At 71.0% G+C, this 25,988-nt stretch carries 29 protein-coding genes and 1 pseudogene; 21 read left to right on the top strand and 9 right to left on the bottom strand.

Translation table 11 applies throughout. From position 1 onward, the window contains the following. The 3 genes from trpD to KUTG_RS15460 all read right to left on the bottom strand — a co-directional run. The coding region (trpD, locus tag KUTG_RS15470; RefSeq protein ID WP_043717589.1) for an anthranilate phosphoribosyltransferase at positions 1-1,008 on the bottom strand (1,008 nt) is incomplete at its 3' end. Further along, the gene (locus KUTG_RS15465; RefSeq protein ID WP_043717587.1) at positions 1,005-1,409 is read right to left on the bottom strand and encodes a hypothetical protein; all 405 of its coding nucleotides are present in this window, start codon (positions 1,407-1,409) and stop codon (positions 1,005-1,007) included. The genes KUTG_RS15465 and trpD, both read right to left, overlap by 4 nt. A 26-nt stretch (positions 1,410-1,435) precedes the next feature. Further along, on the bottom strand, positions 1,436-1,834 hold the full coding sequence (locus tag KUTG_RS15460; RefSeq protein WP_043717584.1) for a hypothetical protein: 399 nt from the start codon (positions 1,832-1,834) through the stop codon (positions 1,436-1,438). 60 nt (positions 1,835-1,894) lie between these two features. Between KUTG_RS15460 and KUTG_RS15455 the strand changes: the two genes are divergently transcribed. From KUTG_RS15455 to KUTG_RS15440, 4 genes are read left to right on the top strand one after another with little or no spacing between them, the layout of a single operon-like run. Then, positions 1,895-2,503, top strand: coding sequence for an aa3-type cytochrome oxidase subunit III (locus tag KUTG_RS15455; protein ID WP_084579350.1), 609 nt, complete (start codon positions 1,895-1,897; stop codon positions 2,501-2,503). A 34-nt stretch (positions 2,504-2,537) separates the two neighbouring features. Continuing rightward, the gene (locus KUTG_RS15450) at positions 2,538-3,383 is read left to right on the top strand and encodes a cytochrome bc1 complex diheme cytochrome c subunit (RefSeq protein ID WP_043717581.1); all 846 of its coding nucleotides are present in this window, start codon (positions 2,538-2,540) and stop codon (positions 3,381-3,383) included. Further along, entirely contained in the window at positions 3,380-4,507 is a 1,128-nt protein-coding gene (locus KUTG_RS15445; protein WP_043717578.1) for a cytochrome bc1 complex Rieske iron-sulfur subunit, read from the top strand. The genes KUTG_RS15450 and KUTG_RS15445 overlap by 4 nt, the downstream gene beginning before the upstream one ends. Beyond that, positions 4,504-6,195 (top strand): cytochrome bc1 complex cytochrome b subunit, encoded by a 1,692-nt coding sequence (locus tag KUTG_RS15440; protein WP_043717577.1) that lies wholly within the window; start codon positions 4,504-4,506, stop codon positions 6,193-6,195. The genes KUTG_RS15445 and KUTG_RS15440 overlap by 4 nt, the downstream gene beginning before the upstream one ends. Before the next feature lie 451 nt (positions 6,196-6,646). Here the strand turns inward: KUTG_RS15440 and KUTG_RS15435 are convergent, their stop codons facing one another. Next, complete coding sequence (locus tag KUTG_RS15435) at positions 6,647-7,405, bottom strand: DUF5937 family protein (RefSeq protein ID WP_043729481.1); 759 nt, start codon at positions 7,403-7,405, stop codon at positions 6,647-6,649. A 67-nt stretch (positions 7,406-7,472) separates the two neighbouring features. Between KUTG_RS15435 and KUTG_RS15430 the strand changes: the two genes are divergently transcribed. Next, positions 7,473-8,663, top strand: a complete 1,191-nt coding sequence (locus tag KUTG_RS15430) for an MFS transporter (RefSeq protein WP_043717574.1) — start codon at positions 7,473-7,475, stop codon at positions 8,661-8,663. A 100-nt stretch (positions 8,664-8,763) separates the two neighbouring features. After that, the gene (locus KUTG_RS66220; RefSeq protein ID WP_198047177.1) at positions 8,764-9,270 is read left to right on the top strand and encodes a transposase; all 507 of its coding nucleotides are present in this window, start codon (positions 8,764-8,766) and stop codon (positions 9,268-9,270) included. On the opposite strand, the gene KUTG_RS66215 is transcribed toward KUTG_RS66220, so the two are convergent. The 3 genes and pseudogenes from KUTG_RS66215 to KUTG_RS15420 form a co-directional block, all read right to left on the bottom strand. Then, on the bottom strand, positions 9,225-9,944 hold the full coding sequence (locus tag KUTG_RS66215; RefSeq protein ID WP_369794641.1) for a cold-shock protein: 720 nt from the start codon (positions 9,942-9,944) through the stop codon (positions 9,225-9,227). The two genes, KUTG_RS66220 and KUTG_RS66215, sit on opposite strands and share 46 nt — an antisense overlap. 30 nt (positions 9,945-9,974) lie before the next feature. After that, positions 9,975-10,172, bottom strand: a pseudogene (locus tag KUTG_RS63570) (cold-shock protein); the annotation flags it as partial. Positions 10,173-10,278: 106 nt separating this feature from the next. Continuing rightward, positions 10,279-10,557: an Lrp/AsnC family transcriptional regulator gene (locus KUTG_RS15420; protein ID WP_043717571.1), complete on the bottom strand. Its 279-nt coding sequence runs from the start codon at positions 10,555-10,557 to the stop codon at positions 10,279-10,281. A 57-nt stretch (positions 10,558-10,614) separates the two neighbouring features. Here KUTG_RS15420 and KUTG_RS15415 point away from each other — a divergent pair, with 57 nt between their 5' ends. After that, a complete protein-coding gene (locus KUTG_RS15415; protein ID WP_052394601.1) occupies positions 10,615-11,082 on the top strand; it encodes a GNAT family N-acetyltransferase in 468 nt (155 codons plus the stop codon). On the opposite strand, the gene KUTG_RS15410 is transcribed toward KUTG_RS15415, so the two are convergent. After that, positions 11,075-12,793: a DEDD exonuclease domain-containing protein gene (locus KUTG_RS15410; RefSeq protein ID WP_043729477.1), complete on the bottom strand. Its 1,719-nt coding sequence runs from the start codon at positions 12,791-12,793 to the stop codon at positions 11,075-11,077. The genes KUTG_RS15415 and KUTG_RS15410 overlap by 8 nt on opposite strands. A 323-nt stretch (positions 12,794-13,116) precedes the next feature. On the opposite strand from KUTG_RS15410, the gene KUTG_RS58460 reads away from it, so the two are divergent. The 8 genes from KUTG_RS58460 (at position 13,117) to KUTG_RS15385 (ending at position 19,490) form a co-directional block, all read left to right on the top strand. Next, entirely contained in the window at positions 13,117-13,329 is a 213-nt protein-coding gene (locus KUTG_RS58460) for a hypothetical protein (protein ID WP_157494555.1), read from the top strand. Between the two features lie 132 nt (positions 13,330-13,461). Continuing rightward, complete coding sequence (locus KUTG_RS66210) at positions 13,462-13,938, top strand: hypothetical protein (protein ID WP_232240811.1); 477 nt, start codon at positions 13,462-13,464, stop codon at positions 13,936-13,938. Next, complete coding sequence (locus KUTG_RS66205) at positions 13,854-14,534, top strand: NYN domain-containing protein (RefSeq protein WP_369794474.1); 681 nt, start codon at positions 13,854-13,856, stop codon at positions 14,532-14,534. The genes KUTG_RS66210 and KUTG_RS66205 overlap by 85 nt, the downstream gene beginning before the upstream one ends. Before the next feature lie 308 nt (positions 14,535-14,842). Continuing rightward, positions 14,843-15,889 (top strand): NlpC/P60 family protein, encoded by a 1,047-nt coding sequence (locus tag KUTG_RS15400; RefSeq protein WP_043717569.1) that lies wholly within the window; start codon positions 14,843-14,845, stop codon positions 15,887-15,889. A gap of 88 nt (positions 15,890-15,977) precedes the next feature. After that, positions 15,978-17,015 carry a C40 family peptidase gene (locus tag KUTG_RS15395; protein ID WP_043717568.1) on the top strand — a complete coding sequence of 346 codons (1,038 nt, stop codon included), beginning with the start codon at positions 15,978-15,980 and terminating at the stop codon, positions 17,013-17,015. An 18-nt stretch (positions 17,016-17,033) separates the two neighbouring features. After that, on the top strand, positions 17,034-17,312 hold the full coding sequence (locus KUTG_RS56325) for a hypothetical protein (RefSeq protein ID WP_052394591.1): 279 nt from the start codon (positions 17,034-17,036) through the stop codon (positions 17,310-17,312). A gap of 13 nt (positions 17,313-17,325) precedes the next feature. Next, positions 17,326-18,342 (top strand): peptidase MA family metallohydrolase, encoded by a 1,017-nt coding sequence (locus KUTG_RS15390; RefSeq protein ID WP_052394589.1) that lies wholly within the window; start codon positions 17,326-17,328, stop codon positions 18,340-18,342. A gap of 32 nt (positions 18,343-18,374) precedes the next feature. Further along, positions 18,375-19,490, top strand: coding sequence for a glycosyltransferase family 4 protein (locus tag KUTG_RS15385; protein ID WP_043717566.1), 1,116 nt, complete (start codon positions 18,375-18,377; stop codon positions 19,488-19,490). A gap of 176 nt (positions 19,491-19,666) precedes the next feature. On the opposite strand, the gene KUTG_RS15380 is transcribed toward KUTG_RS15385, so the two are convergent. Further along, positions 19,667-21,469 carry an AMP-dependent synthetase/ligase gene (locus KUTG_RS15380; protein ID WP_043717563.1) on the bottom strand — a complete coding sequence of 601 codons (1,803 nt, stop codon included), beginning with the start codon at positions 21,467-21,469 and terminating at the stop codon, positions 19,667-19,669. Positions 21,470-21,547: 78 nt separating this feature from the next. Between KUTG_RS15380 and KUTG_RS15375 the strand changes: the two genes are divergently transcribed. Genes KUTG_RS15375 through KUTG_RS15350 form a run of 6 tightly spaced genes read left to right on the top strand, consistent with a single transcriptional unit; the run spans position 21,548 to position 25,661 of the window. Continuing rightward, positions 21,548-21,931, top strand: a complete 384-nt coding sequence (locus KUTG_RS15375; RefSeq protein WP_043717561.1) for a hypothetical protein — start codon at positions 21,548-21,550, stop codon at positions 21,929-21,931. 9 nt (positions 21,932-21,940) lie between these two features. Further along, positions 21,941-22,735 carry a metallophosphoesterase family protein gene (locus tag KUTG_RS15370; protein WP_043717559.1) on the top strand — a complete coding sequence of 265 codons (795 nt, stop codon included), beginning with the start codon at positions 21,941-21,943 and terminating at the stop codon, positions 22,733-22,735. 19 nt (positions 22,736-22,754) lie between these two features. Beyond that, positions 22,755-23,189 carry an SRPBCC family protein gene (locus KUTG_RS15365; protein WP_043717557.1) on the top strand — a complete coding sequence of 145 codons (435 nt, stop codon included), beginning with the start codon at positions 22,755-22,757 and terminating at the stop codon, positions 23,187-23,189. A 2-nt stretch (positions 23,190-23,191) separates the two neighbouring features. Continuing rightward, the gene (locus KUTG_RS15360; protein WP_043717553.1) at positions 23,192-24,388 is read left to right on the top strand and encodes an ArsA family ATPase; all 1,197 of its coding nucleotides are present in this window, start codon (positions 23,192-23,194) and stop codon (positions 24,386-24,388) included. Beyond that, complete coding sequence (locus tag KUTG_RS15355; protein WP_052394587.1) at positions 24,385-24,717, top strand: hypothetical protein; 333 nt, start codon at positions 24,385-24,387, stop codon at positions 24,715-24,717. Before KUTG_RS15360 ends, KUTG_RS15355 begins: the two co-directional genes overlap by 4 nt. An 8-nt stretch (positions 24,718-24,725) precedes the next feature. Continuing rightward, positions 24,726-25,661 carry an ROK family glucokinase gene (locus tag KUTG_RS15350; protein WP_043729474.1) on the top strand — a complete coding sequence of 312 codons (936 nt, stop codon included), beginning with the start codon at positions 24,726-24,728 and terminating at the stop codon, positions 25,659-25,661. Positions 25,662-25,988: the final 327 nt, after the last annotated feature.

Raw genomic sequence — 25,988 nt, 5'->3', positions numbered from 1 at the left:
GCGGTCCAGGAGTTCGGCGGCGGCGCCGGAGTCTATGGCCTGGGCGGCTACATCCTTGGCGGCCAGGAGGTCGGCGTGGATGTCGTCGGTCAGGCCGTTGAACACGGCGACGGCACCGGCGGCGTTGAGGAGGACGGCGTCGCGGACGGGGCCGGAGCGGCCGGACAGCAGGTCGCGGACCACCTGGGCGTTGTAGGGGGCGTCGCCGCCGACCAGGTCGGACGGCAGGGCCGGGGCGATGCCCAGCCGAGACGGGTCGATGCGGTCCTGGCGCACGGCGCCGTCCTGGGCGATCCAGGCCGAGGTGGTGGTGGTCGTGGTGATCTCGTCCAAGCCGTCGTCCCCGCGCACCAGCAGCACATGGGCCCCGCGCGAGGCGAAGACGCCGGCCATCACGCCGGCCATGGCCTCCCGGGCGCAGCCGATCAGGCCGTACTTGGGCTGCGCGGGGTTGGACAGCGGCCCGAGGATGTTGAACGCGGTCGGCACGGCCAGCTCACGCCGCGGCGCCGAGGTGAAGCGCAGCGCGGGGTGGTAGGCGGGCGCGAAGCAGAACCCGATGCCGACCTCGGTCACGCACCGCTGCACGGCCTCGGGCGGCAGCTCGATGGCGACGCCGAGCTCCTCCAGCACGTCACCGGTGCCGCACTTGGACGACGACGCCCGCGCCCCGTGCTTGACCACGGGCACACCGGCGGCGGCCGTGACGATGGCCGTCATGGTCGAGATGTTCACGGTGTGGGCCTGGTCGCCGCCGGTGCCGACGATGTCGATCGCCCGCCCGGCCACGTCCACGGTCCGGGCGTGCCGCAGCATCGAGTCGGCCATGCCCAGCACCTCGTCGGCCGTCTCGCCCTTGGCCCGCAGCGCGATCGCGAAGCCGGCGATCTGCGCGGGCGTGGCCTCGCCGGACATCACCTGGTCCATCGCCCAGCCGGTCTGCTCCGCCGTCAGGTCCTCCCGGACCAGCAGCGCGCCCAGCAGGTCGGGCCAGGTCGGCGTGCTCATCTGGTCGCGGGCGCACCGGACCGCAGCACCTCTGCGACGGTCTCGGCCGCGGCCAGCGGGTCCAGCGGATGCACGATGACGGCGTCCGCCTGCGACCAGGTGGCCAGCCAGCGGTCGTCCTTGCGCCGCACGGCGATGACGATCGGCGGGCAGTTGGTGATCTCGTTCTTGAGCTGGCGGGACAGCCCCATCCCGCCGGTGGGCTGCGCCTCGCCGTCCAGGATCGCCAGGTCGATGGCGCCGCTGTCGACGTGGTAGAGCACGTCCGCCACGGTGCCGACCTCGACGTACTCCACGCGGCCCAGGTCCGGGGCCGGCCGACGGCCGACGGCGGTCACGATCGCCTCGCGGACCTCCGGCCGGTGGCTGAAGACCAGGACCTTCCACGTCTGCGTGCTCATACCGTGATGCTATCTGTGTCACACCTTCAGGTCTGCAAGCAGTCCCATCCGGAGGCGTCGCCGCCCAGCCGCTGGGCCAGCCCCGCCATGCGCGACCGCTCCTGCGCGCAGCTCAGCGCGGTGATGACCTGGGCCCGCAGCGCGTGCAGCCGCACCGGATCACCCGTCTCGACCACCCGCAGCTCCCAGCCGTCCTGGGCCAGCAGCTCCCGGGCCCGCGCCACCGCGGCCGCCGGCAGCGTCAGGTGGTGGCGCAGGACGGCCTTCTCGGACGCCCGCAAACGGGGCGATCGGGCCAGCACGGCGGAGTCCGCTTCGGCCGGATCGAACGCTTCGGCAACAACGCGCAAATCAGGGTTGTCCAGGTCGAACGGCAATTCCGCATGCCGTCCGAACAGCGAGCCCAATCGCTCGAACACGCCCATCGCTCTCGATCTCCCCTTGCACCCCACCCGACCGGGCGGCCTGATCCACCGCAGGCAATAATGCGACCCGTGACAACGGCAGCTCCTCCCATCGCTCAGCGGGTCCACTCGCTGAATCGCCCGAACATGGTCAGCGTGGGCACCATCGTGTGGCTGTCCAGCGAGCTCATGTTCTTCGCGGGTCTCTTCGCGATGTACTTCACCGTGAAGGCCCAGAACACCGGCGTGTGGCCGCCGGAGCCCACGCACCTGGACAAGGCGTACGCGCTGCCGTTCACCATCATCCTGGTGCTCTCCTCGGTCACCTGCCAGTGGGGCGTGTTCGCCGCCGAGCGCGGCGACGTCTTCGGCCTGCGCCGCTGGTACGTCCTCACCTTCGTGATGGGCCTGATCTTCGTGCTGGGTCAGGCCAACGAGTACCGGAGCCTGGTCGAGGAGGGGACGACGATCCCCGGCTCGGCCTTCGGCACGGTCTTCTTCCTTGCGACCGGTTTCCACGGGCTGCACGTGATCGGCGGCCTCATTGCCTTCATCTTCCTGCTGATCAGGACGAGGTTGAGCAAGTTCACGCCCGCGCAGGCGACCTCGGCGATCGTGGTGTCGTACTACTGGCACTTCGTCGACATCGTCTGGATCGGCCTGTTCGCCGTGATCTACCTCATTCCCTGACCCAGCCCCGAACTGACAGCAAGGGTTGCCCTCCATGACCACCACGCCACCCGCCGACGCGGCGGGTACGCCCGGCCCCGCGGGGAAGCGGGCCCGCTCGCGGTCCAAGTTCAAGCGGCGGGTCTCCGGCCTGCTGGCGCTCGGGATCGCACTGCTGGGCGCGGGCGCGCTGTACTCCCTCGCGGTGCCCGCCCCGCAGACCGCGCAGGCCTCGGACACCAACGCGCTCGTCGAGCAGGGCCGGCAGCTGTTCAACAACAGCTGCATCTCGTGCCACGGCGCGAACCTGGAAGGTGTCAAGGACCGCGGGCCCAGCCTGATCGGCGTGGGCTCGGCGGCGTCCTACTTCCAGCTGTCCACCGGCCGCATGCCGCTCTCGGGCGGGCAGAACGCGCAGGCCGCGCGCAAGCCACCGGCCTTCACACCGGAGCAGATCGACGCGCTCGACGCGTTCATCCAGTCCAACGGTGGCGGCAAGGAGAAGCCCACCGGCACGGACGCGCAGCTGATCGGCGGTGACCCGTCGCGCGGCGGCGAGCTGTTCCGCCTCAACTGCGCCGCCTGCCACACCTTCACCGGCCGCGGTGGCGCGCTGTCCTCCGGCAAGTACGCGCCGGAGCTGGACGGCGTCACGCCCAGCCAGATCTACACCGCGATGCTCACCGGCCCGGAGAACATGCCGGTGTTCGGCGACCGGCAGCTCACGCCGGACGAGAAGAAGGACATCATCGCGTACATCAAGTCCGTGACCGATGGCAACAACAACCCCGGCGGCAACGCGCTCGGCGGTCTGGGCCCGATCTCCGAGGGCCTCATCGGATGGATCGTGGGCATCGCCGCGCTGGTCGGCGTGACCCTCTGGATCGGAAGCAAGGCATGAGCGGCGACGAGCAGGAGAAGCTGCCCACCGAGGCAGAGCTGAACGGCATGAACCGGGACGAGCTGGTCACGCTCGGCACCAAGCTGGACGGCGTCGAGCTGATCAGCTACGAGGACCCGTGGCCGGTCAAGGGCACCAAGGCCGAGAAGCGCGCCGAGCGTTCGGTGGCCTACTGGTTCGTGCTGGCCGCGGTGGCCGGCCTGGCCTTCATCGTGGCCTTCATCGTGTGGCCGTCCGAGTACGTGGCGCCGGACGCCGACGGGTACTTCTGGTACAGCCTTTACACGCCGGTCATCGGCGTCACGCTGGGCCTGACCGTGCTCGGCCTCGGCGTCGGCGTGCTGAACTACACCAAGAAGTTCATCCCGCACGAGCTGGCCGTGCAGGACCGCCACGACGGCGGCTCGGCCAAGATCGACCAGGAGACCGTGCTGGCCGAGCTGGCCGACGCGGGCGTGCGCAGCACCATCACCCGCCGCTCGCTGGTCAAGCGCAGCGCGGGCGCGGCGGCCGGCGTGATGGGCCTCGGACTGGTCGTGCTGCCGCTGGGCGGCATGCTGAAGAACCCGTTCGCGGACACCAACTCCAAGGAATCGCTGTGGCACACCGGCTGGCAGCCCAGCCAGCCCGGCGAGAAGGTCTACCTGCGCCGCAACACCGGCGACTCGGGCGAGGTCGTGCTGATCCGCCCCGAGGACCTGGACGCGGGCGGCTTCGAGACGGTGTTCCCGTTCCGCGAGTCGGAGCGGGGCAACGAGGAGGCCCTGTCCGCGGCGCTGCACCGTTCGGACAACCCGGTCATGCTGATTCGGCTGCGCCCCGACCAGAACGTGGTCAAGCGGTCCGGCCAGGAGAACTTCAACTTCGGCGACTTCTACGCGTACTCGAAGATCTGCACCCACCTGGGCTGCCCGACCTCGCTGTACGAGCAGCAGACCGGCCGGCTGCTGTGCCCGTGCCACCAGTCGCAGTTCAACGTGTTCGAGTACGCCAAGCCGGTGTTCGGCCCGGCCGCCCGGGCGCTGCCGCAGCTTCCCATCGAGGTTGACGAAAGCGGATACTTCGTGGCACGCGGCGACTTCATCGAGCCCATCGGCCCCGCGTTCTGGGAGCGTGACTCATGAGCGGCATCACCACGCCGACCAAGCCGGCCAACACGGCGACCCGTGTCGCGGGCGGCGCGGCGAAGTGGGCCGACGACCGGTACCACCTGGCCGCCGGCATGCGTCGCCAGCTGAACAAGGTCTTCCCGTCGCACTGGTCCTTCCTGCTCGGCGAGATCGCCCTGTACAGCTTCATCGTGCTGCTGCTGTCCGGCACGTACCTGGCGCTGTTCTTCGACCCCTCCATGCAGGAGGTCACCTACAACGGCGTCTTCGACAACCTGCGCGGCATCCAGATGTCGCGCGCGTTCGCCTCGACCCTGGACATCTCGTTCGAGGTCCGCGGCGGCCTGTTCGTCCGGCAGATCCACCACTGGGCGGCGCTGCTGTTCATGTCGGCGATCGTCGCCCACATGTTCCGGATCTTCTTCACCGGCGCGTTCCGGCGCCCGCGTGAGGTGAACTGGGTCATCGGCGTCGTGCTGTTCATGATCGGCTCGCTCGAGGGCTTCTTCGGCTACTCGCTGCCGGACGACCTGCTGTCCGGCACCGGCCTGCGGGTCATGTTCGGCCTGATCGAGTCGATCCCGGTCCTGGGCACCTGGGTGGACTGGCTGCTGTTCGGCGGCGAGTTCCCCGGCAACGTGATCCTGCCGCGCATCTACACGCTGCACATCCTGCTGCTGCCCGGCGTGATCCTGGCGCTGATCGCCGTGCACCTCGGCCTGGTGTGGTACCAGAAGCACACCCAGTTCCCCGGCCCGCGTCGGACCGAGCGCAACGTGGTCGGTGTGCGCATCATGCCGGTGTTCGCGGCCAAGGGCGGCGGCTTCTTCGCCCTCGTGACCGGCGTCATCGCGCTGATGTCGGGTCTGTTCCAGATCAACCCGATCTGGAACTTCGGCCCGTACAACCCGGCCCAGGTCTCCGCCGGCTCGCAGCCGGACTGGTACATGGGCTGGACCGACGGCCTGGTGCGTCTGTGGCCGGCGTGGGAGGCCTACATCCACATCGGCAGCTGGGCCAACTTCACCATCCCGGCCCCGTTCCTGCCGTTCATGCTGGGCCTGCCGCTGCTGACCGGCATCGCCGCGGTGTACCCGTTCCTGGAGCGCAGGCTGACCAAGGACACCGCGCACCACAACCTGCTGCAGCGTCCGCGGGACGTGCCGGTGCGGACCAGCCTCGGCATCATGGCGATCACGTTCTTCATGGTCTGCCTGCTGTCCGGCGGCAACGACATCATCGCGGACAAGTTCGACATCTCGTTGAACGCGACCACGTGGATCGGCCGCATCGGCCTGCTCATCGCGCCGCCGCTGGCCTACTGGATCACCTACCGGATCTGCATCGGCCTGCAGCGGGCCGACCGCGAGGTGCTGGAGCACGGCATCGAGACCGGCATCATCAAGCGGCTGCCGCACGGTGAGTTCATCGAGCTGCACCAGCCGCTGGGCCCGGTCGACGACCACGGCCACCCGCACGAGCTGGCCTACCAGGGCGCCCCGGTGCCCAAGAAGATGAACAAGCTGGGCTCGGCCGGCGCGCCGGTCCCCGGCGGGTTCTGGGGCCCGGACCCGGCCGAGGAGGTCACCGCGCTGGAGAGCGCCCGCAAGGACGCGCACACCCGGAGCAACGTGGTGTCGGGGGAGAGCCAGCTGAACCAGGACAAGGAGCTGGCGGGCAAGCCCCAGCAGCCCGACGCCTGACGGTTCTCAGTACCAAGCAGCGGCCAACCTTTAACTCGTGCCTTTGGAAACTATATTCGCGGCCGTTGACGCCCCTCCGATCTCTGACGTAAACCTGCTGTCAGTTAAGACCCAAGTCACGGGAGATACGCCCACTATGAGACTAGCCGGGCTGCGGAGTAATCTGAAACGTAGCGAGGAGAAATATGTCAGAACTCGCACACCCGTTTGTCATAAAGGAATCCGGCAAATTGGGCGATCCTAATGCTCGTGAGTCCACCGAAATCCATTAAAGGTAGTGGATGAGAAGAACCTGGCCTGTGGACTTCAGTTAACTTTTAGATGCAGTGCTGAGAAGACAGGCAACTTAGATTGACCATTAAGTTTGGGTGCCTACAAGATCTCATGGTGAAAGCCAGTACGCTGTGTCACCATGGTTCGCCTTCGCAACGCTCAGCGGTTCGGAGAAGTTCTACCCTCGCAAATGAGGAAAATCTACCGGTGGTTGTCTCCCCAGGGCAGCGACGCCGCGCGCCGGGTAGACCAGGGCCTTGGGCCACGGATCCTCGTGGTGCACGGCGACGCCTGGCCAGACGAACACCGAGGGCACCAGCAGCAGGCCCTCGCCCTTGAGGTCGACCGTGCGGTCGCCGGAGGAGCGCAGCACCTCGATGCCGTTGTCGCGCCAGCGGACCCGGGTGTGCAGGCCGTCCAGCGCCGCCAGCCAGCCCTGCTGGGCGAGGCGGCCGGCCCGGTGCACGACGTCCCGCTCGCAGATGGCCCGCAGCTGCGGCCAGTCCGGGGCCAGCAGGTCGTGCCAGGCCTGTTCCAGCCCGTCGGCGAGGCGGTCGACGACGTCGGGGGAGTCGAGGACGGCCTGGGCTTCGTCGTCGGTGACCGGGCCGTAGTTGGCGATCTCCGCGCGGGCCTGGGGCAGCGGCGTTGACCGGACGGCGGCGAGGTCGTCGTCGATGGTCTGGGCCAGGCCCTGGGACGGCGGAGCCGTGAAGGCCGCGCCCTCTTTGGGCGCGTGCAGGGCCAGCACCGCTCGGAAAGCCGGATCTTGTCGCAGCCGGCGGTACGAAGGCGTGACTCGTGTCAGCCAGGGGCCGGGCAGGCGGTGCTGGGACAGGCCGGCCAGCCGGCGGAGCAGGCCGTCCAGCTCGAACAGCGGGGACAGCGCGAACCGGCTGCGCAGCAGGTCCTCGCCGCCGACCTCGAACCGGAGCATGGGCCCGACCTTACGTCCCTGCACGTAACTTTGGCCCGATCCGAGGGCCGGCCCGCAAGCTCGGGGCATGACCTACACCCGTGTGCTGGCCGACCCCTCGTACCGGGTGCTGTTCGCCAGCCGCACCCTGGCCATCACCGCCGACACCCTGCGGATCGTGGCGCTGTCGGTGCTGGTCTTCGCCCTCACCGGCTCGACGCTGCTGGCCGCGGTGGCGTACGGGATTTCGTTCCTGCCGCAGCTCATCGGCGGCAGCCTGCTCGGCGCCGTGGCCGACCTGCTGCCGCCGCGGCAACTGATCGCCCTCGGCTACGGCGTGGAGTTCGGCAGCGGCCTGCTGCTGGCCCTGGCCGATCTGCCGGTGTGGCTGAGCCTGACGTTGGTCGCCGCGGTCTCGATGGTGACGCCGCTGGTCAACGGGGCCGTCGGCCGGGTCGTGGCGGACGTGCTCAGCGGCGAGAGCTACGTGCTCGGGCGGTCGCTGTTCAACCTGGCCTCCTCGGCGGCGCAGCTGATCGGCATGGCCGGCGCCGGGGCTGCGGTGGCCGTGCTCGGCGCGCATCACGCGATGCTGGTCAGCGCCGTGTTGCACCTCGTCGCCGCCGCTTGGGTGCGGCTCCGGCTGCCCGACCTGCGGGTCACCGGCGGCACTCTGGCGGCGGCCGTGCGTCGCAGCTGGGCCGGGAACCGGGAGTTGCTGCGGGACCGCACGATTCGGGCCCTGATCCTGGCCCAGTGGCTGCCGCCGGCCTGCGTGACCGGGGCCGAGAGCCTGATCGTGCCTTACTTCGCCGTGCGGGGGCTGCCCGTCGAGACCGGTGGCCTGCTCCTGGCGTGCATGCCCGTCGGGATGATGATCGGTAGTTGGCTGGTCGGCCGTTGGGTCGGGGCGTCGACGCGGCGGCGGCTGCTCGTGCCGTTGATGACCGTGGTCGGCCTGCCCCTGGTCGGCTTCGCCGTCGCCGGGCTGCCCGTCGTGGTGTGCGGGGCGCTGCTGGTGGTCGCCGGCACCGGCTTCGCCTACGGGCTGGCCATCCAGCAGCGTTTCCGCGACCTCGTGCCCGCCGACCACCGCGGCCAGGCGTTCAGCCTGCTGTCCACCGGCCTGATGACCGCCCAGGGCCTCAGCCCCGCCCTGGCCGGCGCCCTGACCGGCATCCTGCCGGTGGCCCAGGTCATCGCCCTGTGCGGCGCGGTCTCGGTCGCAGCCGTGATCCTGTTCCGCCTACGCGCCACAGAAGTCATGGAGCCTTGCTGACCTACAACACCGGAGAGTGCTCGGCTTAAGACCTGGTCTCAAAACTTAAGGGTGTGTCACTGCGTAACCTGTCGGTCCTGGTCGTCGATCGCGGGCAATCGTGGCGAAGACGACGCAGCAGCGGCGGGTCGAAGACCGGCTCTGGGAGCTGATCGAACCCCTGATCCCGTCCCGACCAGCGCCGCGCGGTCCGGGTGGGCGGCCCCGGATCGATGACCGTGCCGCGTTAGAGGGGATCTTGTTCGTGCTCGACACCGGCTGCCGCTGGCGAGACCGACCCGAGCAGCTCGGATACGGTTGCGGGCACACCGCGTGGCGGCGGTCACGTGAGTGGCAGGACGCCGGCGTGTGGGACCGGCTGCACCAGCTCGTGCTCGACGAGCTGTCCAACATCGACGAGCTCGACTGGACCAGAGGCTGCATCGACGCGGTGTCGGTGCGGTCGAAAGGGGGAGATCGATCTCCTGGAGGAGGCTGCAGCCGCGTTGCTGTCGACACCATCGACGGGGATGAACGAGCACTCTCGTCGGGAAGTGATCAGCCATCGGTGGGGCCGCCTCTTCAGAGGCGTTCGACGCGGTCGGCCTGCGGGCCCCGGTCGCTCTGACGCACCGCATACCGGACCCGGTCACCCTTCTGCAGCGGCTCCGACCCCATGATCACGGACACGTGGGCGAAGAGATCGTCGCCGCCTGCGTCCGGGGTGATGAAGCCGAAGCCGCGGTCGCCGTCGTAGCGCGCGACGACGCCCTCGCCGCCTCGTACGGGCACGGCCCGCGCCGCCGGCCCTGCGGCCGCGGCAGGTGCCGACCGCTGCGGCGCCGTCTGGGGCTCGGCGCCCCGGACCAGGTGCACGTCGCGGGCCTGCGGGCCCTTGTCTCCACTAGCCACCTCGTAGGCGACGCGGTCGCCCTCCGCGAGCCACGTCAGCCCCTCGGCCAGGGCCCGGGCGTGAACGAAGACGTCCCCGGCGCCGGAGTCGGGGTTGATGAAGCCGAAGCCCTTGTCCTCGTCGTACCAGGCCACCGTGCCGTCGGCACCGTCCGCGATGCCAGCCGCAGCGGGTGAGCCGGCCCCTGCTCCCAGCGGGATCACGTGCCCGGCCTGCGGGCCGCGCTCGCCTTCGACGATCAGGAAGGCCACCCGCTGCCCCTCGGTGACCACGCCGCCGGTCACGATGGCGGAGCTGTGCACGAAGATGTCGGCGCCGCCGCCGTCCGGCGACGCGAAGCCGTACCCCTTGCCCGGCTCGTACCAGTTGACGGTGCCGAGCAGGCCCACGGCGCTGCCGGTGGCCGCATCGGCGGTGACGCGAACGCGCAGCGCCTGGGGCCCGCGGTCGTTCTCGCCGACCTCGAACACGACGGCCTGACCCTCGCGGAGCACTTTCGCGCTGCCGTCCCCGACGATCTCGGAGGCGTGCACGAACACGTCCGGCGAGCCGTCCTCGGGCGCGAGGAAGCCGAAACCCCGTTCGGCGTCGAACCAACGGACGGTCCCTTGCGGCATCAAAGGCTCCAGGTTGAGAGGGCGGGCACTGGCCCCCAGTCTCTCTGACAGGCCTCCGGTCCGTCGGGCCGGGCCCACAGCCCCGCGCGGAACGCGCGGCAAAAACTCAGTCCAACCCCACCGAAAAAGACTCCTCCGCGTCGCGGCGGGAGTAGGAGCGGAAGGCGATGTGGGTGTCCGTGTTGAGCACGCCGGGCACCTTGCTGATCTTGCCCGGCACCAGCTCGGCCAGGTCCTCGTGCTTGGCCACCTTGACGTGGGCGATCAGGTCGACGTCGCCGGCGCAGGAGTAGACCTCCTGCACGCCGTCGATGTCGGCGATCGACTGCGCGGCCTCCGGGATGGACTCGGCGGTGGCCTGGATCAACACGATCGCCGTGATCACGACGGGACCTCCTGTAATGGTTCGACGACCTGCCGATGGTAGGGCAAGGATGGCCCGATGAACTGGACCGTCCGCGCCGCCGTCCCCGCCGACGCCGAGGAGCTCACGCGGCTGCGGGCCGTCATGTTCGAGGCCATGGGCCGCGACGTGACCCTTGGCGACTGGCAGCGGCCGTCGGTGGCGGTCTTCCGCCGTGAGCTGGGCGGCCCGCAGCTGGTCGCCACGGTCATCGACGCCCCGACCGGTGGCCTCGCCTCCTGCGCGGCGGCCTTCGTGCGGCTGGACCTGCCCCGTCCCGGCGAGACGGGCACGGTGTCGGCTCACCTCCACAACGTCTGCACCGACCCGGTGTGGCGGCGTCTGGGCCTGGCGCGCCTCGTCGTCACGGCGCTGGTCGCCCAGCTCGACGAGCTCGGCGTGCGGCGGTCCGACCTGCACGCCAGCGAGGACGGCCTCGGGCTGTACGAGAGCCTGGGATTCAAGCCGTACGGCGGCGGCGTCGAAATGGTCCGGCGGCTCAGTTGATCCCCGCGTAGACGGCCCGACCGGCGGCCGCGCGGTCCACCCACGCGCGCCAGCCGGCGGCCGCTTGAGCCGGCTCGGACCAGGGCGTGTCGCAGTAGACCAGCCTTGTGCCGGGACGGTTGAGCCAGCGCAGCACCACCCCCGTTTCCTCGGCCGGAGCCCCTCGGAGGGGGCCGTCGCCGGGAATGACCGTCTCGGCCGAGGCGACGAGGGCGTCGACCACCGGCATGGGGCGCACGCCGCGACGGGCGACGCCGGCGGAGGCGAGACGGCCGTGGCGCACCACGGAGAACTCCCAGCCGCCCTCGCCGTCCGGGCGGGCGGCGACGAGCTCGGGTAAGGCGGCCAGGGCCGCCAGGCGTTGGCTGCGGTCGACGGCGCGGACGAGGTCGGCCAGGCGGTCGCGGCGGATGGCGGCCTCCTCGAAACGTTCGGCGAGGGCGAGCTCCTCCAGCTGCGAGGCGAGGGTGTCGAACGGCGTGAGGGCGCGGCCGGCGATGAGGTCCCGGACGGCGCCGGGGGCCACCGAGTAGTCGGCGACGTCCTGACGGCCCGCGCAGGGGGCGCGGCAGCGGCCCAGCTCGGCCAGGGCGCATGGCGTGGCCCGAGCTCCCTGGGCCGGGATGCGGATGCTGCACGTGCGCAGGCCCGTGGCGTCACTTAACGCAGTAGCGGCGGACTCGGCCGACTGCCGCGAGCGGAAAGGGCCCAACGCGCCGTCACGGGGCCGCCGCACGATGGACAGCCGCGGGAACGCCTCGTCGGTCAGCGTCACCCACCAGCCGCCCTGCTGGTTGCGGGACTTCCGGTTGTACTGGGGCTTGTAGGCGGTCAGCAGCCGCAGCTCACGCACCTCGGCCTCCAGCGAATGCGCGCACACCACCGAATCCACGCGCACGGCCAGGGCCACCATCTCGCGGATGCGGCCCCGGCTCTCGCTGCCCGTGAAGTACTGGCGCACGCGTCGACGCAGGTCGGAGGCCGTGCCGACGTACAGCACCTCCTCCGACGGCCCGCGGAACAGGTACACGCCCGGCTCCGACGGCAGGTGCGCGGCCAGGGTGCGCTTGCGGCGCTGCGCGGGCGTGACGTCGGGCAGGTAGTCGAACAGCTCCTCCAGCGACTGCACGCCCATCGGCCCCACCCGCTCCAGCAGGCCGTGCAGCACGTCCACCGTCGCGCGGGCATCGTCCAGCGCACGGTGGTTCGGCGTCGTCGACGTGCTGAACAGCTCGGCCAGCGCCGACAGGCGGCAGCTCGGGGCCTCCTCGCGTGACAGCACGCGGCGGGCCAGCCGCACCGTGCACAGCACCGCCGGCTTCGGCCACGCGTAGCCGTGCTGCGTGCAGGCCGCCTTGAGGAAACCCGTGTCGAACGGCGCGTTGTGCGCCACCACCACCGCGCCCGCCGCGAACTCCAGGAACGCCGGCAGCACCTCGTCGATCGGCGGCGCCGTGTACACCATCGCCTCGGTGATGCCGGTCAGCCGCACGATCTCCGGCGGGATGCCCCGGCGCGGGTTGATCAGCGTGCCGAACTCGCCCAGCACCTCCCCGCCGCGCACCTTCACCGCCCCGATCTCGGTGATCGCGTCCTCGCCCGGCCGGCCGCCCGTGGTCTCCAGGTCCACCACCACGAACGTGGTCTCCCGCAACGGCGTGCCCAGCTCGTCGAACGTCAGCTGGCCCAGGTCATCAGCAGTCGTGGTCATGGTGATCACGGATGCTGCCACGGGGGTCTGACAGTTTTTGATGGCGCCGCCTTCGGCGTCGCGTGCTCGGTCCCCCTTAAGCCCCTGCCTCGCCCTTGCCGGATTTTTCGAGGCCCGCGTCGGCTTAGTGGTGGGCGAGTTGGGTGGCGGACCTCAAGAAATCCAGCAACCGGGCGAAGCAGGGGCTGGGCCGAGCACTCTCTGGTGTTGGAGGCGGGAATGCCGCCAACTGGGTGAGCTGCGGTGTTGTTGTCGTAACAAGGTGGTGGTGTCGGTCGGTTCCCCGTCAGCCGGGGTAGCCAGCACGCACTAGCCTGTGGGGTGTGTCCGCGTCAGCCGAAGCCGATGAGCCGGGTCAGGGGCCCGAGCTGTCCGCCGTGGACGGTGGCGATGATCAGTCCACTGTGGACTGGTCGGCGCTGCCGGACCCGCTGCCTCCCCGGCTGGCCGAGATCAGCGCGGAAATGTGTCTGCACCAGTCTTCCTATATTGTCGAAGCGATTAATTCTGATCTCGGATCTCATATGGCCGATTAGTAATCACGAAGACCCTAAAGCATCGGTATACTGTCGACTTGCTCAAGGTAGTCACCGGGTCCCATAGAGGTCAGGCAGTTGGCTCGTGCACAGCCGCTAACAGGCTGCTACGAGAGCGAACAGTTTCGAGTGGTGCCGGGAGCACGGCCCGCGGCCCTGGACAGCAGCTCGCCGGACCCGGTTACGGCGGCGGCGGCCTCGGTGCTCCTGGGCGAGCCGACGGCGGTCCACTTCGTGGAGCTGGTGACCAGGCGGGTCGGCGACGCGCAGCTGAGGGCCGAGCGGGACACCTCCGTCCTGAAGGCGCAGCGGGCGGAGCTGGAGCTGCAACGCGTGCGGGACGAGCTGGACGCGAACCAGGGCGCGGAGGCGAAGGTCCTCCAGGAGCGGGACGCGGAGCTGGAGCGGCTGCGCAAGCGGCTGCGCGAGCAGGGCGTGAAGCTGCGCGAGGCGCGTGACCGCGCGGACAACGCCATGGCCGAGGCGGAGAAGGTCCGCACGGAGGCGCTGGCCGAGGTCAAGCCATGGGCGCGGAGCGGGACCGGGAACGCGAGCGGGCCGAGACGGAGCGGGCGAAGGCCCGGCGCGCGGAGAACGACGCGGAGATAGCCCGCCAGTCGGCGCGGGAGGCCCGCCAGGCCGACGAGGTGCGGCTGGCGCTGCTGGTGGACACGCTGGACGGCGCGGTCACGGGCCTGCGCCGGGAGCTGGCGTTGGGCGGCGGCACGGGCCCACGCCCGGCGGACATGGTGCGCGGCGCGACGGCGGCGCAGGGCACGGTCGGCCGCGTGGAGGACCCGGCGGCGCTGGACCGGCTGCTGGCGCTGCCGGCGGTGCACATGGTCGTGGACGGCTACAACGTGACCAAGACGGGCTACCCGGAGCTGCCGCTGTCCGACCAGCGCGACCGCCTGGTGCACCAGATGGCCGTGTTGGCGGCCAGGACCGGGGCGGAGGTCACGGTCGTGTTCGACGGCGCGGGCGTGGTGGCGGTGCCCTCGGCGGCGCCGCGGGGCGTGCGTGTCCTGTTCTCCGATCCGGGCGTGCTCGCGGACGACGTGATCCGTGCGCTGGTGACGGCGGAGCCCGAAGGACGGCCTGTGGTTGTTGTCACGTCGGATCGCGCGGTGGCGGACTCGGTGCGCCGCCGCGGCGCTCACCCCGTTCCCTCGGCCGTGTTGCTGGCCCGACTCGTCCGGGTGTGAAGAGTTAAACCGCCCCGACCAGGGGATTCGCCGAACGGTCGACCGAACGGGCCGAACGGGATTCACGCCAGGTCAACACGGACGTCGGACTGTATCGACTGTGATGCTCCGAACGAGTGAGCACGACCGCTCGGCGGCCGCCGTCGTCACGGCGGGTGGACGGACCCAGCATCGTTTCGTAACCTACCCGAGACCTCGCGGCGACCAGCTGGCTGGCGTGGCCGGCGACGCGTGGTCACCGTCTGTTTCGACCTTGTCGGGGGGTCGAGCGCCTCGACGGGATCTATCTCGAAGGAGACACCACCCTCGTGGCGTCGAATCGACTCAAGTTCGCAGTGCGCAGTGCCATCGCCGCCTCGGCGGTGGTCAGTGTGGTCGCCCTGAACCCGGGCTCCGCCGTCGCCGACCCACCCAAGAACCGGGACGACGCGAAGGCGCAGCTGGACGCGGCCAGCAAGGTGGCGGAAGCGGCCGACCAGGCCTACCTCGCGGCCAAGGACGACCTGACGGCCAAGCAGGCCGAGGTGGCCAAGGCCGCGGCCGACATCCAGACCTACACGCAGCAGGCCGCGGACGCGAAGGCCAAGGAAGGCCAGTACCAGGGCCAGGTCGACGAGCTCGCCTCGGCGGCCTACAGCGGCGCCCAGTTCACCCAGCTCTCCGCGCTGTTGACCGGCAAGTCCGCGCAGGACTTCCTGGACCAGTCCAGCGAGCTGCAGTTCCTCGCGCAGCAGAACGCGATCGTGATGGACGGTTACGACAACGCCATCAAGACGGCCAACACCGCCAAGGTCAAGTCCGCGGACGCGCAGAAGCGCTCGCAGGCCGCGGCCGACGCGGCCCAAAAGATCCTGGCCGACCTGGACAAGAAGAAGCAGGACGCGGACAACGCGAAGAACACCGCGCAGGCCGCCTACAACCAGCTGGACGCGGCGGCCAAGGGCCTGCTGGCGGGGGCCGGCGACACCGGCGTCTTCCTGGGTCCGCCCGGCGCGGCCGGGACCGCGATGAACGCGGCCGTCGGCGAGCGCGGCGTGCCCTACGTGTGGGGCGGCACCACGCCCTCGGGCTTCGACTGCTCCGGCCTGACCCAGTGGGCCTACAAGCAGGCCGGCGTCAGCATCCCGCGCTCGGCGGCGGCGCAGTTCGGCGCCGGCAAGGCGGTCTCGCTCGACTCGCTCATCCCGGGCGACCTGATCTTCTACGGCTCCTCCGCCTCGAACATCCACCACGTCTCCATGTACGTGGGCGCGGGCAAGGTCGTGCACGCCCCGACCGAGGGCGAGGTCGTGAAGATCGTGCCGATCGGCAACTCGGGTTCGGACATCTTCGGCGCCAAGCGCATGGTCGGCTGACAACGACCAGCTGGGACAACCGGCACGAGGCCGGCACCCCTCAGGGGTGCCGGCCTCACGCATTCACCCGCTCGGTACCCTCCATGGCGTGGTGGCCAACAGACTCAAGCATGCGGTCCGTGGTGCGGTGGCCCTCTCGGCCGTGTCCGTGGCGGTGAGCCTCAACCCGGGCGTGGCGACAGCCGATCCCGCCCAGGACGCCCAGAAGCAGGTCGAGCAGCAGACCCAGCAGGCCGACCAGATCGGGCAGCAGTACCTCGCGGCCAAGGACGACCTGGCGGCCAAGCAGGCCGACCTGGCCAACGCGACCGCCGACATCGACAAGTACGGCAAGCAGCTCACCGAGGCCCAGGCCAAGGAGGAGCAGTTCCGCGGCCAGGTCGACCAGGTCGCGGCGGCCGCGTTCGACGGCGCGCAGTTCACCCAGCTCTCCGCCCTGCTGACCGGCAAGTCCGCGCAGGACTTCCTGGACCAGTCCAGCGCGCTGGAGATGCTGGCCAAGCAGAACTCCTCCGTGCTCGACACGTACCAGGGCGCGGTCAAGCAGGCCTCGGACGCCAAGGCCAAGGCCTCGGCGGCGCAGAAGAAGGCCCAGGACGCGACCGACGCGGCGCAGAAGATCCTGGCCGACCTCCAGACCAAGCAGGACGCGGCCACCAAGGCCGTGAACGACGCCAAGGCCGCCGTGGCCAAGCTGTCCGCCGCCGCCAAGCAGTCGCTGGGCGCGGCCGGCAACATGGGCACGTTCATCGGCCCGGCCGGCGCGGCCGGCACCGCCATGCAGGCGGCGCTGAGCCAGCGCGGCGTGCCGTACCAGTGGGGCGGCGAGCGGGCGGGCTCCGGCTTCGACTGCTCCGGCCTGATGCAGTGGGCGTGGGCGCAGGCGGGCATCAGCATCCCGCGCTCGGCGGCGGCGCAGTACGGCCCGGGCAAGTCCGTGCCGCGCAGCGCGCTGCAGGCCGGTGACGTGGTGTTCTTCGGCAGCACGGCGTCGAACATCTACCACGTGGGCATGATGGTCAGCCCGACCGAGATGGTGCACGCCCCGACCGAGGGCGAGACCGTCAAGGTCGTATCGCTGTCGGTGATGTCGGACTACTTCGGTGCCAAGCGCTACGTCGGCTGAGGTCTACCATCGGGCCCCGTGACCGGAGCGGCCCGGTTCAGGGCATGGCTGGTCGCGGCGATCGCCGCGACGTTGCTCGGTGGCGTGGTGCTGCTCGTGGGGCAGCCCGCCACCGGGCCGAGCTCGTCCGCCCCGGCCACGGGCACCCCGACGGGCCAGGGCGCGCCGCCGCTGTCGGACAGCGGGGGGACCGAGGTGACGGCGTTGCTGCGCGGCCGCGCGGCCGCCGTCGTGCACCGGGATCGCCCGGCCTTCCCTGGCCACCATCGACCCGAGGGCGACACCGCAGTTCCGTGACGCCCAGGCGGCGATGTTCGACAACCTCGCCTCCGTGCCGCTGTCGATCTTCTCGTACAACCTCGACCCGACCGACGTGGTGTCCGTGCCCACGGGCGTGTTCCCGGCCGAGGAGCTGTGGGCGCCCGAGGTGCAGCTCAACTACGCGCTGGCCGGCGTGGACCGCGATCCGACCAGCAAGCCGATGGGCTACCTGTTCTCGCGGCACGGCACGCAGTGGTTCCTGGCCTCGGACACGCTGACGTCCCGCAACACCTGGCGCGGCCCCTGGGACTTCGGGCCCGTGACGACGATCAAAACCAAGTCCGGGGTGGTGCTGGCCCATCCGGGCGACGCCGCGCTGGCCAAGCGGATCGGCGACGAGCTCGACTCGGACGTGAAGGCCGTGAGCGCGGTGTGGGACCAGCCGTGGTCGCGTGAGGTCGCGGTGCTGGTGCCGAGCTCCACCGACGAGCTGAAGGCGTTCGTGGGCCCCGAGTTCGCGGTGGACTCCATCGCCGCCGTGGCCGTGGCCGACCGCGTGGACAACGCCGGCCACACCGCGATCGGGCAGCGGGTGGTGCTGAACCCCGACAACGCCGACAAGATGCCCGAGGCGTCGCTGAAAGTGGTGCTGCGGCATGAGATGACCCACATCGCCGCCCGCGGCTACACCGTGGACGGCACGCCGATGTGGATGCTGGAGGGCTTCGCCAACTACGTCGGCTACCGGGACAGCGGCATCTCCATGGACGTGGGCGCGGCCGACGTCGCCGAGCTGGAACGCGACGGCACGGTGCCGACCGACCTGCCGGCCAACGGCGACTTCGCGGCCAGTGGCGACAAGATCAACCTGGCCTATGACGAGGCGTGGACGCTGACCTCGTTCATCGCCGACACGTTCGGCCAACACGCCCTGGTCACGCTGTACCTGCGCGTCGCCGGCGGCGACCCGAAGGCCGACCTGGGCCAGCAGCTGCACGACGTGCTCGGCGTGGACAAGGCGGGACTGGTCGCCGGTTGGCAGGACTACCTGCGGCGGAAGTTCTGATCTTGGCGGGACGCGCCGGGTAACGTTGACGGGTGCGCAGGACGCTGTTGGTGACCAACGACTTCCCGCCACGCCCCGGGGGCATCCAGTACTACCTGCACGCGCTCGCCGCCACGCTCGGCGGCGACCTGGTGGTGTATGCCCCGGCGTGGTCGGGGGCTTCGGCGTTCGACGCCCGGCAGCCGTTCCCGGTGGTGCGTCACCCCGACGGGCTGCTGCTGCCCACGCCGGACGTGCAGCGCCGCGTGACGGCCGTGCTGCGCGGTGAGCGTTGCGACGCCGTGTGGTTCGGGGCGTCGGCACCGCTGGCGCTGCTGGGGCCGCACCTGCCGGTCGACCGCATCGTCGCCAGCTCGCACGGCCACGAGGTCGGCTGGTCCATGCTGCCCGGGGCGCGGCAGGCGCTGCGCCGCATCGGCGACACCGCCGACGTGGTGACCTTCATCAGCCGGTTCACGCGCTCACGCGTCGCCGCCGCCTTCGGCCGTCGGGCCGCGCTGGAGCATCTGCCGGCCGGCGTCGACATCACCGTGTTCAAGCCCGACACCGCCGCCCGTGAGTTCATCCGCGCCCGGCACGGCCTGGGCGACCGGCCCGTGATCGTGTGCGTGTCCCGGCTCGTGCGGCGCAAGGGGCAGGACGACCTGATCCGGGCCATGCCGAAGATCCGTGAGCGCGTGCCGGACGCCATGTTGCTGCTGGTCGGCGACGGCCCCGACGGCGGCCGGCTCAGCACCCTCGCCGACGCCGTCGGCCGCAGCGTCGTGTTCGTCGGGGAGGTGCACGCCGAGGAGCTGCCGGCCTACTACGCCGCCGGCGACGTGTTCGCCATGCCGTGCCGCACCCTCGCCCGCGGCCTCGACGTCGAGGGCCTCGGCCTGGTCTACCTGGAGGCCGCCGCCGCCGGCCTGCCCGTGATCGCCGGAAACGCCGGCGGCGCCCCGGAAACCGTCCGCGAGGGCGTCACCGGCCATGCCGTCGACCGCGGCGACCTGGTCTCCACCTTGTCCGACCTGCTACTCAACCCCGACCTGGCGGCCAAGATGGGCGCCGCCGGCCGCGAGTGGATGGCCACCTCGTGGCGTTGGGACGACCGCGCCACGAAGCTGGCCGCCCTCATCGACGGTCGTCGCCCGCCAACTCCCTGAGCCGCCGCGGCGGCGACAGCGATACGTGAGCGGCGTGCTGAAGGCTGGAGCGAGTGCCGGTCTGGGGGAAGGACCGGGACGTGGGCCCAGGCCTCCGCCAGGAGGCTGCGGGCCGGTGAACCTGGGGGTCGGGTGGCCCGCGAGCACGACTCGCGGGCCACCCGTCATGCCCGGGTCTACTTGGCGTAGATCAGCGCGATGTCCTCGGCGTAGGTCTTGGCCACCACGTTGCGGCGCAGCTTGAGGCTGGGCGTCATCTCGCCGCCCTCCTCGGTGAAGTCCACCGGCAGGATGCGGTACTTGCGGATCGACTCGGCCTTGGACACCGACTTGTTGGCCTCGTCCACCGCGGCCTGGATCTCCCGGTTGAGGTCCGGGTCGTCGATCATGCCGGCCACCGTGGCGTCGGCCGGCTTGTGGTTGTTGGCCAGCCAGGACGGGAAGAACTCGGGGTCGATGGTGACCAGCACGCCGATGAACGGCTGCTTGTCGCCCACGACCATGCACTGGCTGATCAGCGGGTGCACGCGCAGCCGGTCCTCCAGACCCGCGGGCGAGACGTTCTTGCCGCCGGCCGTGACGATGATCTCCTTCTTGCGGCCGGTGATCCGCAGGAAGCCCTCGTCGTCCAGCTCGCCGATGTCGCCGGTGTGGAACCAGCCGTCCGACAGCGCCTGCTCGGTCGCCTCGGCGTTGTTCCAGTAGCCGCGGAACACGATCGAGCCCTTGATCAGGATCTCGCCGTCGTCGGCGATGCGCACCGCGGTGCCCGCGACCGGGCGGCCCACCGTGCCGACCTTGAACGCCGCCCGCACGTTCACGCAGGCCGCCGCGCTGGTCTCGGTCAGGCCGTAGCCCTCCAACACCGGGACGCCGATGCCGCGGAAGAAGTGCGCCAGCCGCTCGCCCAGCGGCGCGCCGCCGGAGACCGCCGCGTCGCAGCGGCCGCCCAGCGCCGCCCGAAGGCGGCTGTAGACCAGCCGGTCGAACACCGTGTGCTTGACCTTGAGGCCCAGACCGACGTGGCCGGCATCCAGCGCCTGGCTGTAGGCCACCGCCGTCTGCTCCGCCGCGTCGAAGATGCGGCCCTTGCCGTCGGCGTGCGCCTTCTGCTTGGCGGTGTTGTAGACCTTCTCGAACACCCGCGGCACCGCCAGCACGAAGTCCGGGCGGAACGAGGCCAGGTCCGGCACCAGGTTGCGGACGTCCGGGGTGTGGCCCAGCGTCGTGCGGGCGTAGACGGCGGACAGCGCGATGACCCGGGCCAGCACGTGGGCCAGCGGCAGGAACAGCAGCACGGAGTGGCCCGGCTGCATGAGCTCCGGAAACGCGGCCATGGCCGAGCGCACCTCGGACAGCAGGTTGCTGTGCGTGAGCTCGCAGCCCTTCGGGCGGCCCGTGGTGCCCGAGGTGTAGATCAGGGTGGCCGTGTCCGAGGCCCGCACGCCCTTGCGGGCCGCGCGCAGCTGGTCGTCGGTGATGTCCCGGCCCTTGGCGGTCAGTTCGTCCACCGCGTCGTGACCCGAGTCACTGTCGATCTGCCACACGCTGCCCAGCTCCGGCAGGCTCGCCGACACGCCGTCCAGCGCCGCGCGGTGGGCCGTGGTCTCCACGACCGCCGCCTTCGCGCCCGAGTCCGACAGGATCCACTGCACCTGGTCGGCCGAGGACGTCTCGTAGATCGGCACCGACACCAGGCCCGCCGACCAGATCGCGAAGTCCAGCAGCGTCCACTCGTAGCGGGTCTTGGACATCAGGCCCACCCGGTCGCCGGGCCGCAGACCGGCCGCGACCAGGCCCTTCGCCACCGCGGCCACCTCGTCCGCGAACTGCCTGGTCGTCACGTCGACCCAGGTGCCGTCCACCCGCCGCCGGAGACCGATCGCCGTGGCGAAGCGCTCGGCGTTCGCCTGCACCATGTCGGTGAGGTTCTCGTCGTCGGCCACCGCGGCGGTGGCGGGGACGCTGAACTCGCGCACGTCAACCTCCGGAACTTCGATGTTACTGGCGAGGAAACCTACCGGGCCGTTTGATGTCAACACCAGGCCGGTGGCACGCTGCCAGTCGTGCCCGCGGTTGACGTTGTCGACGAGACCTTCCTCGTAGTGCCCCCGGCGGCACTCGCCGCCGTCTTCTCCGACCGCTCCAACTGGTCGCGATTCTGGCCTGACCTGCGCCTTTCAGTCTACGTCGACCGTGGCGACGCCGGCATCCGCTGGACCGTGCAGGGGGCGCTGACCGGCACCATGGAGGTCTGGCTCGAACCCGTGCTCGACGGCACCCTGCTGCACTACTTCCTCCGCGCCGACCCGCCCACCCCGTACCACCGCATGAAGGACCGCCTCGCCGCCATCCGGACCCGCCAGGTCGCGGCCAAGGCCATCGCGCTGGACCTCAAGCTGGAGCTGGAGGGCGGCCGACCGCCCGGCGTCGCACCGTAGGGTTATGGCGTGCGGGTTCACGTGGTGTCGGACGTCCATGGCAATGCCGAGGCACTGGCCAGGGCCGGCGCCGGCGCGGATGCCCTGATCGTGCTGGGCGACCTGCTGGACTTCGTGGACTACCACGACCACGGCTCGGGGATCATGGGCGCGGTCTTCGGGGCGGAGCAGGTGGCGGAGTTCGCGAAGTACCGGCGCGGACCGCGGACGCCGGAGTCGATCGCGTTCGTGCGGGGCATGTGGGCGCGGCTGGGCACCGACGCGGCGACGGTGGTGCGGGAGGCGATCCGCGACCAGTACAAGAAGCTGTTCTCGGCGATGACCGTGCCGACCTACGCGACGCCCGGCAATGTGGACGCCCCGGACCTGTGGCCGGAGTTCGCCAGCGACGGCGTCCACATCCTGGACGGCGAGACTGCGGTGATCGGCGGCCTGAAGGCGGCGTTCGTGGGCGGGGCGCTGCTGCCGGACGACGCGGTGCTGCGCGACAACGGGGTGTGGCGGCCGTACCTGCGTTACGAGCGGGAGTTCGCGGCGGCCATCGAGGGCCTGCCGGACGACGTCGACCTGGTGTGCTCGCACGTCCCGCCGGCCACGCCGGAGCTGGTCTACGACGTGGTGGCCCGCCGCCCGGAGCTGGGCTCGACCAGCCTGCTGGGGCTGATCGAGCGTGCCCGGCCCCGCTGGTCGCTGTTCGGTCACGTGCACCAGCCGCTGGCCCGGCGCATGCGGGTCGGCCGCACCGAGTGCGTCAACGTCGGACACTTCCAGCGGACGGGCACGCCGTACGTGCTGCGGTTCTGAGTGCGGGTAACCTGCGCGCATGGCCGACGAGTCCACCCAGTCCATCGTGATCGACGCCGAGCCGGCGCGGATCCTGGCTGTGATCGCGGATTTCGCCGCGTACCCGGAATGGGCGAACGCGATGAAGACGACCGAGGTGCTGTCCACCGGCGCCGACGGTCGCGCCGAGCAGGTGCGCTTCCAGCTGGACCAGGGCGTGATCAAGGACGAGTACACGCTCGAGTACAAGTGGGCCGACAGCTCGGTGAGCTGGCGCCTGGTCAAGGGGCAGATGCAGAAGTCGCAGCGCGGCAGCTACGTGCTTGAGGCGGCCGGCGCCAGCACCAAGGTGACCTACACGCTGTCGGTCGAGCTGGGCATCCCCATGATCGGCATGCTGCGCCGCAAGGCGGAGAAGGTGGTCATGGACACCGCGCTCAAGGAGCTGAAGCGCCGAGTCGAGGGCCTGAGCTGAGCGTGCGGGTCCTGCTGTTCACCGGCAAGGGCGGGGTCGGCAAGACCACCCTTGCCGCGGCCACGGCCGCCGCGACGGTCGCGGCCGGCCGCAAGGCGCTGGTCGTGTCCACGGATCCGGCCCACTCCCTGGCCGACGCGTTCGGCCACGAGCTGGGCCCGGAGGCGTCCGAACTGGACACCGGGCTGTACGGCGCGCAGATCGACACGCGGCGGCTGGTGGACGGCGCGTGGGAGGAGATGCGCGGTCACCTGCGCACGCTGCTGGCCGGCGCGGGCATCGACGAGCTGGCGGCCGAGGAGCTGACGGCCCTCCCGGGCGTCGAGGAGCTGCTGGCGCTGGCCGAGGTGCACCGGCTGGCCACCACCGGCCCGTGGGACGCGGTGATCGTCGACTGTGGACCGACGGCCGAGACGCTGCGCCTGCTGGCCTTGCCGGAGGCGGTCGGCGGTTACCTGGAGCGGCTGTTCCCGACGCATCGGCGCGTCGTTCGAGGCCTGCTCGCCGGGGTTGCGGGCAGCGCGGCACCGGCCCGCTGGGACGCGGCCGCCGACGCGATCGGGCGGCTCGCGGAGCACCTGGAGGCGGTGCGCTCGCTGCTCGTCGACCAGGAGCGGACCAGCGTCCGACTGGTGTTGACGCCGGAGCGCGTGGTTGCCGCGGAGACCCGCCGCACCCTGACCGCCCTTGCGCTGCAAGGGATTCGTGTTGACGGCCTGGTGGCCAACCGACTGCTGCCCGATGCTGGTGCGAGTCGTGGCGCGGCGGCCAACTGGCTGCGCACGCGACGGGCCGAGCAGGACGCCGTGCTGGCCGACCTGCGCGCTGGCGAGGTGCCGGTGCAGACGGTCGGCTACCGGGCGTGCGAACCGGTCGGCGTGCCGGCGCTGCTGGAACTGGCCGAGGAGCTCTACCCGGACGGCGATCCGCTGGCCGTGTCGACGGTGTCGACCGAGCCGCTGCTGTCGGTCAGCGCCTCCGAGGTGGGCTACCAGTTGCGGATGTCGTTCCCGCTGGACATCGACGCCGACCTCGATCTCGCCCGGGTCGACGACGAGCTGGCGATCACCGTGGACGGCCGGCGACGGCTCGTCGCGCTGCCGGCGGCGCTGCGCCGGTGCGAGGTGACCGGGGCCGAGATCGTCGACGGCGGTCTGCTGGTCGACTTCGAACCGGACCCAAGGTTGTGGATGCGGTGAGCCAGGACCGGATCGCCGAGGAACTCCGCCTGCTGATCGACGCGCTGGCGGAGAAGGCGGAGCCGTGGCTCCAGCGTTTCGCCGCCGAGGGCGCCGAGCACGAGCCGTCCACTTGCGACTGGTGCCCGGTCTGCGCGGTCGCGGCCGTGGTCCGGGGCGAACGCTCCGAGCTGGCCGCCCGCGCCGCCGAGCACGCCGTCGGTCTGCTTACGGTGCTGCGTATGGCCTTGCAGCAGGAACGCACCGCGCCCGCGCACGACGCTGAGCAGCCCGCGCCGCCACGAGTGCAGAAGATCACCGTCCGCCGCCGCGGGCAGGACCCTTGCTGACCGTCGGCATCGACGTCGGCGGGACCAGTGTTCGGGCAGGCGTCGTGGACTCACAGGGTGCCGTGCTCGACACGACGCGCGCCCCGACGCCCGGCGGCGGTGCGCCGCTGGAGGACGCCATCGCCTGCGCCGTCGAGGAACTGCGCGCGCGGCACAAGATCTCCGCCGTCGGCCTGGCCGTCGCCGGCTTCGTCACCGAGGACCGCATGTCCGTGCGGTTCGCCCCGCACCTGGCCTGGCGGGACTCGCCGGTCGCCAAGGCGATGACCCAGCGGCTCGGGCTTCCCGTGGTGTTGGAGCACGACGCCAACGCCGCCGCCCTGGCCGAGCACCGCTTCGGCGCCGCCCGTGGGGCCAAGGTCGCGGTCATGGTCGCCCTCGGCACCGGCATCGGCGGCGCGCTGTTGATCGACGGCGAGGTCTTCCGTGGCGCCTACGGCGTCGCTCCGGAGCTCGGGCACCTCCGCGTCGTGCCGAACGGCCGGCCCTGCCCGTGCGGCAAGAAGGGCTGCTGGGAGCGGTACTGCAGCGGCACCGCCCTGAGCGCCACCGCCGTCGAGCTGATGGCCAAGCACCCCGGCGCCTCCACCGTGCTGGCCCGGGAGGCCGCCGGCGACCCCCAGCGCGTGACCGGCCGCAAGGTCTCCGGGGCCGCCCGCGACGGCGACCCCATCGCCCAGCGGGCCCTGGCCGAGCTGGCCAAGTGGCTCGGTGAGGGCCTCGCCCTGGTCGCGGACGTCTACGACCCCGAGGTCGTGGTCATCGGCGGCGGCGTCTCCGAGTCGGCCCCTTTATTTCTCGACGATGCCCGTGAGCACTACGCCGCCGTCGTCACCGGCTCCGGCTACCGCCCCCTGGCCCGCATCCGCACCGCCCAGCTCGGCGACGACGCCGGCATCGTCGGCGCGGCCACCCTGGCCCGGGAGCTGCTCAAGCGCCGCTGATTGCCCGGAAGTACCCGCCAAACCCAGGCACTTCCGGCCAAAGCTCCAAGATCAAGGGACCGATCCTGGCGTTGAACGTCAGGAAGGGCCCCTTCCTGACATCACGGCCAAGATCAAGGGACTGATCCTGGCGTTCAACGTCAGTAAGGGGCCCTTCCTGACAAAGGGGTCTACAACTGCGCGCCTGAGCCGTCGTCGGAGCCGGGGGGTGGGCCGTGGCGCATGCGCAGGAGGAGCCAGCCGACGCCGCTGGTCAGGGCGATGATGGCCAGCGGGGTGGCGACCTGGGACTGGAGGCCGATCACGCCGGGGAAGGCCAGCAGCACG

The organism is Kutzneria sp. 744, assembly GCF_000568255.1.
In the GTDB taxonomy this organism is placed as follows: domain Bacteria; phylum Actinomycetota; class Actinomycetes; order Mycobacteriales; family Pseudonocardiaceae; genus Kutzneria.
This window is presented reverse-complemented; position numbering and strand designations above follow the sequence as displayed.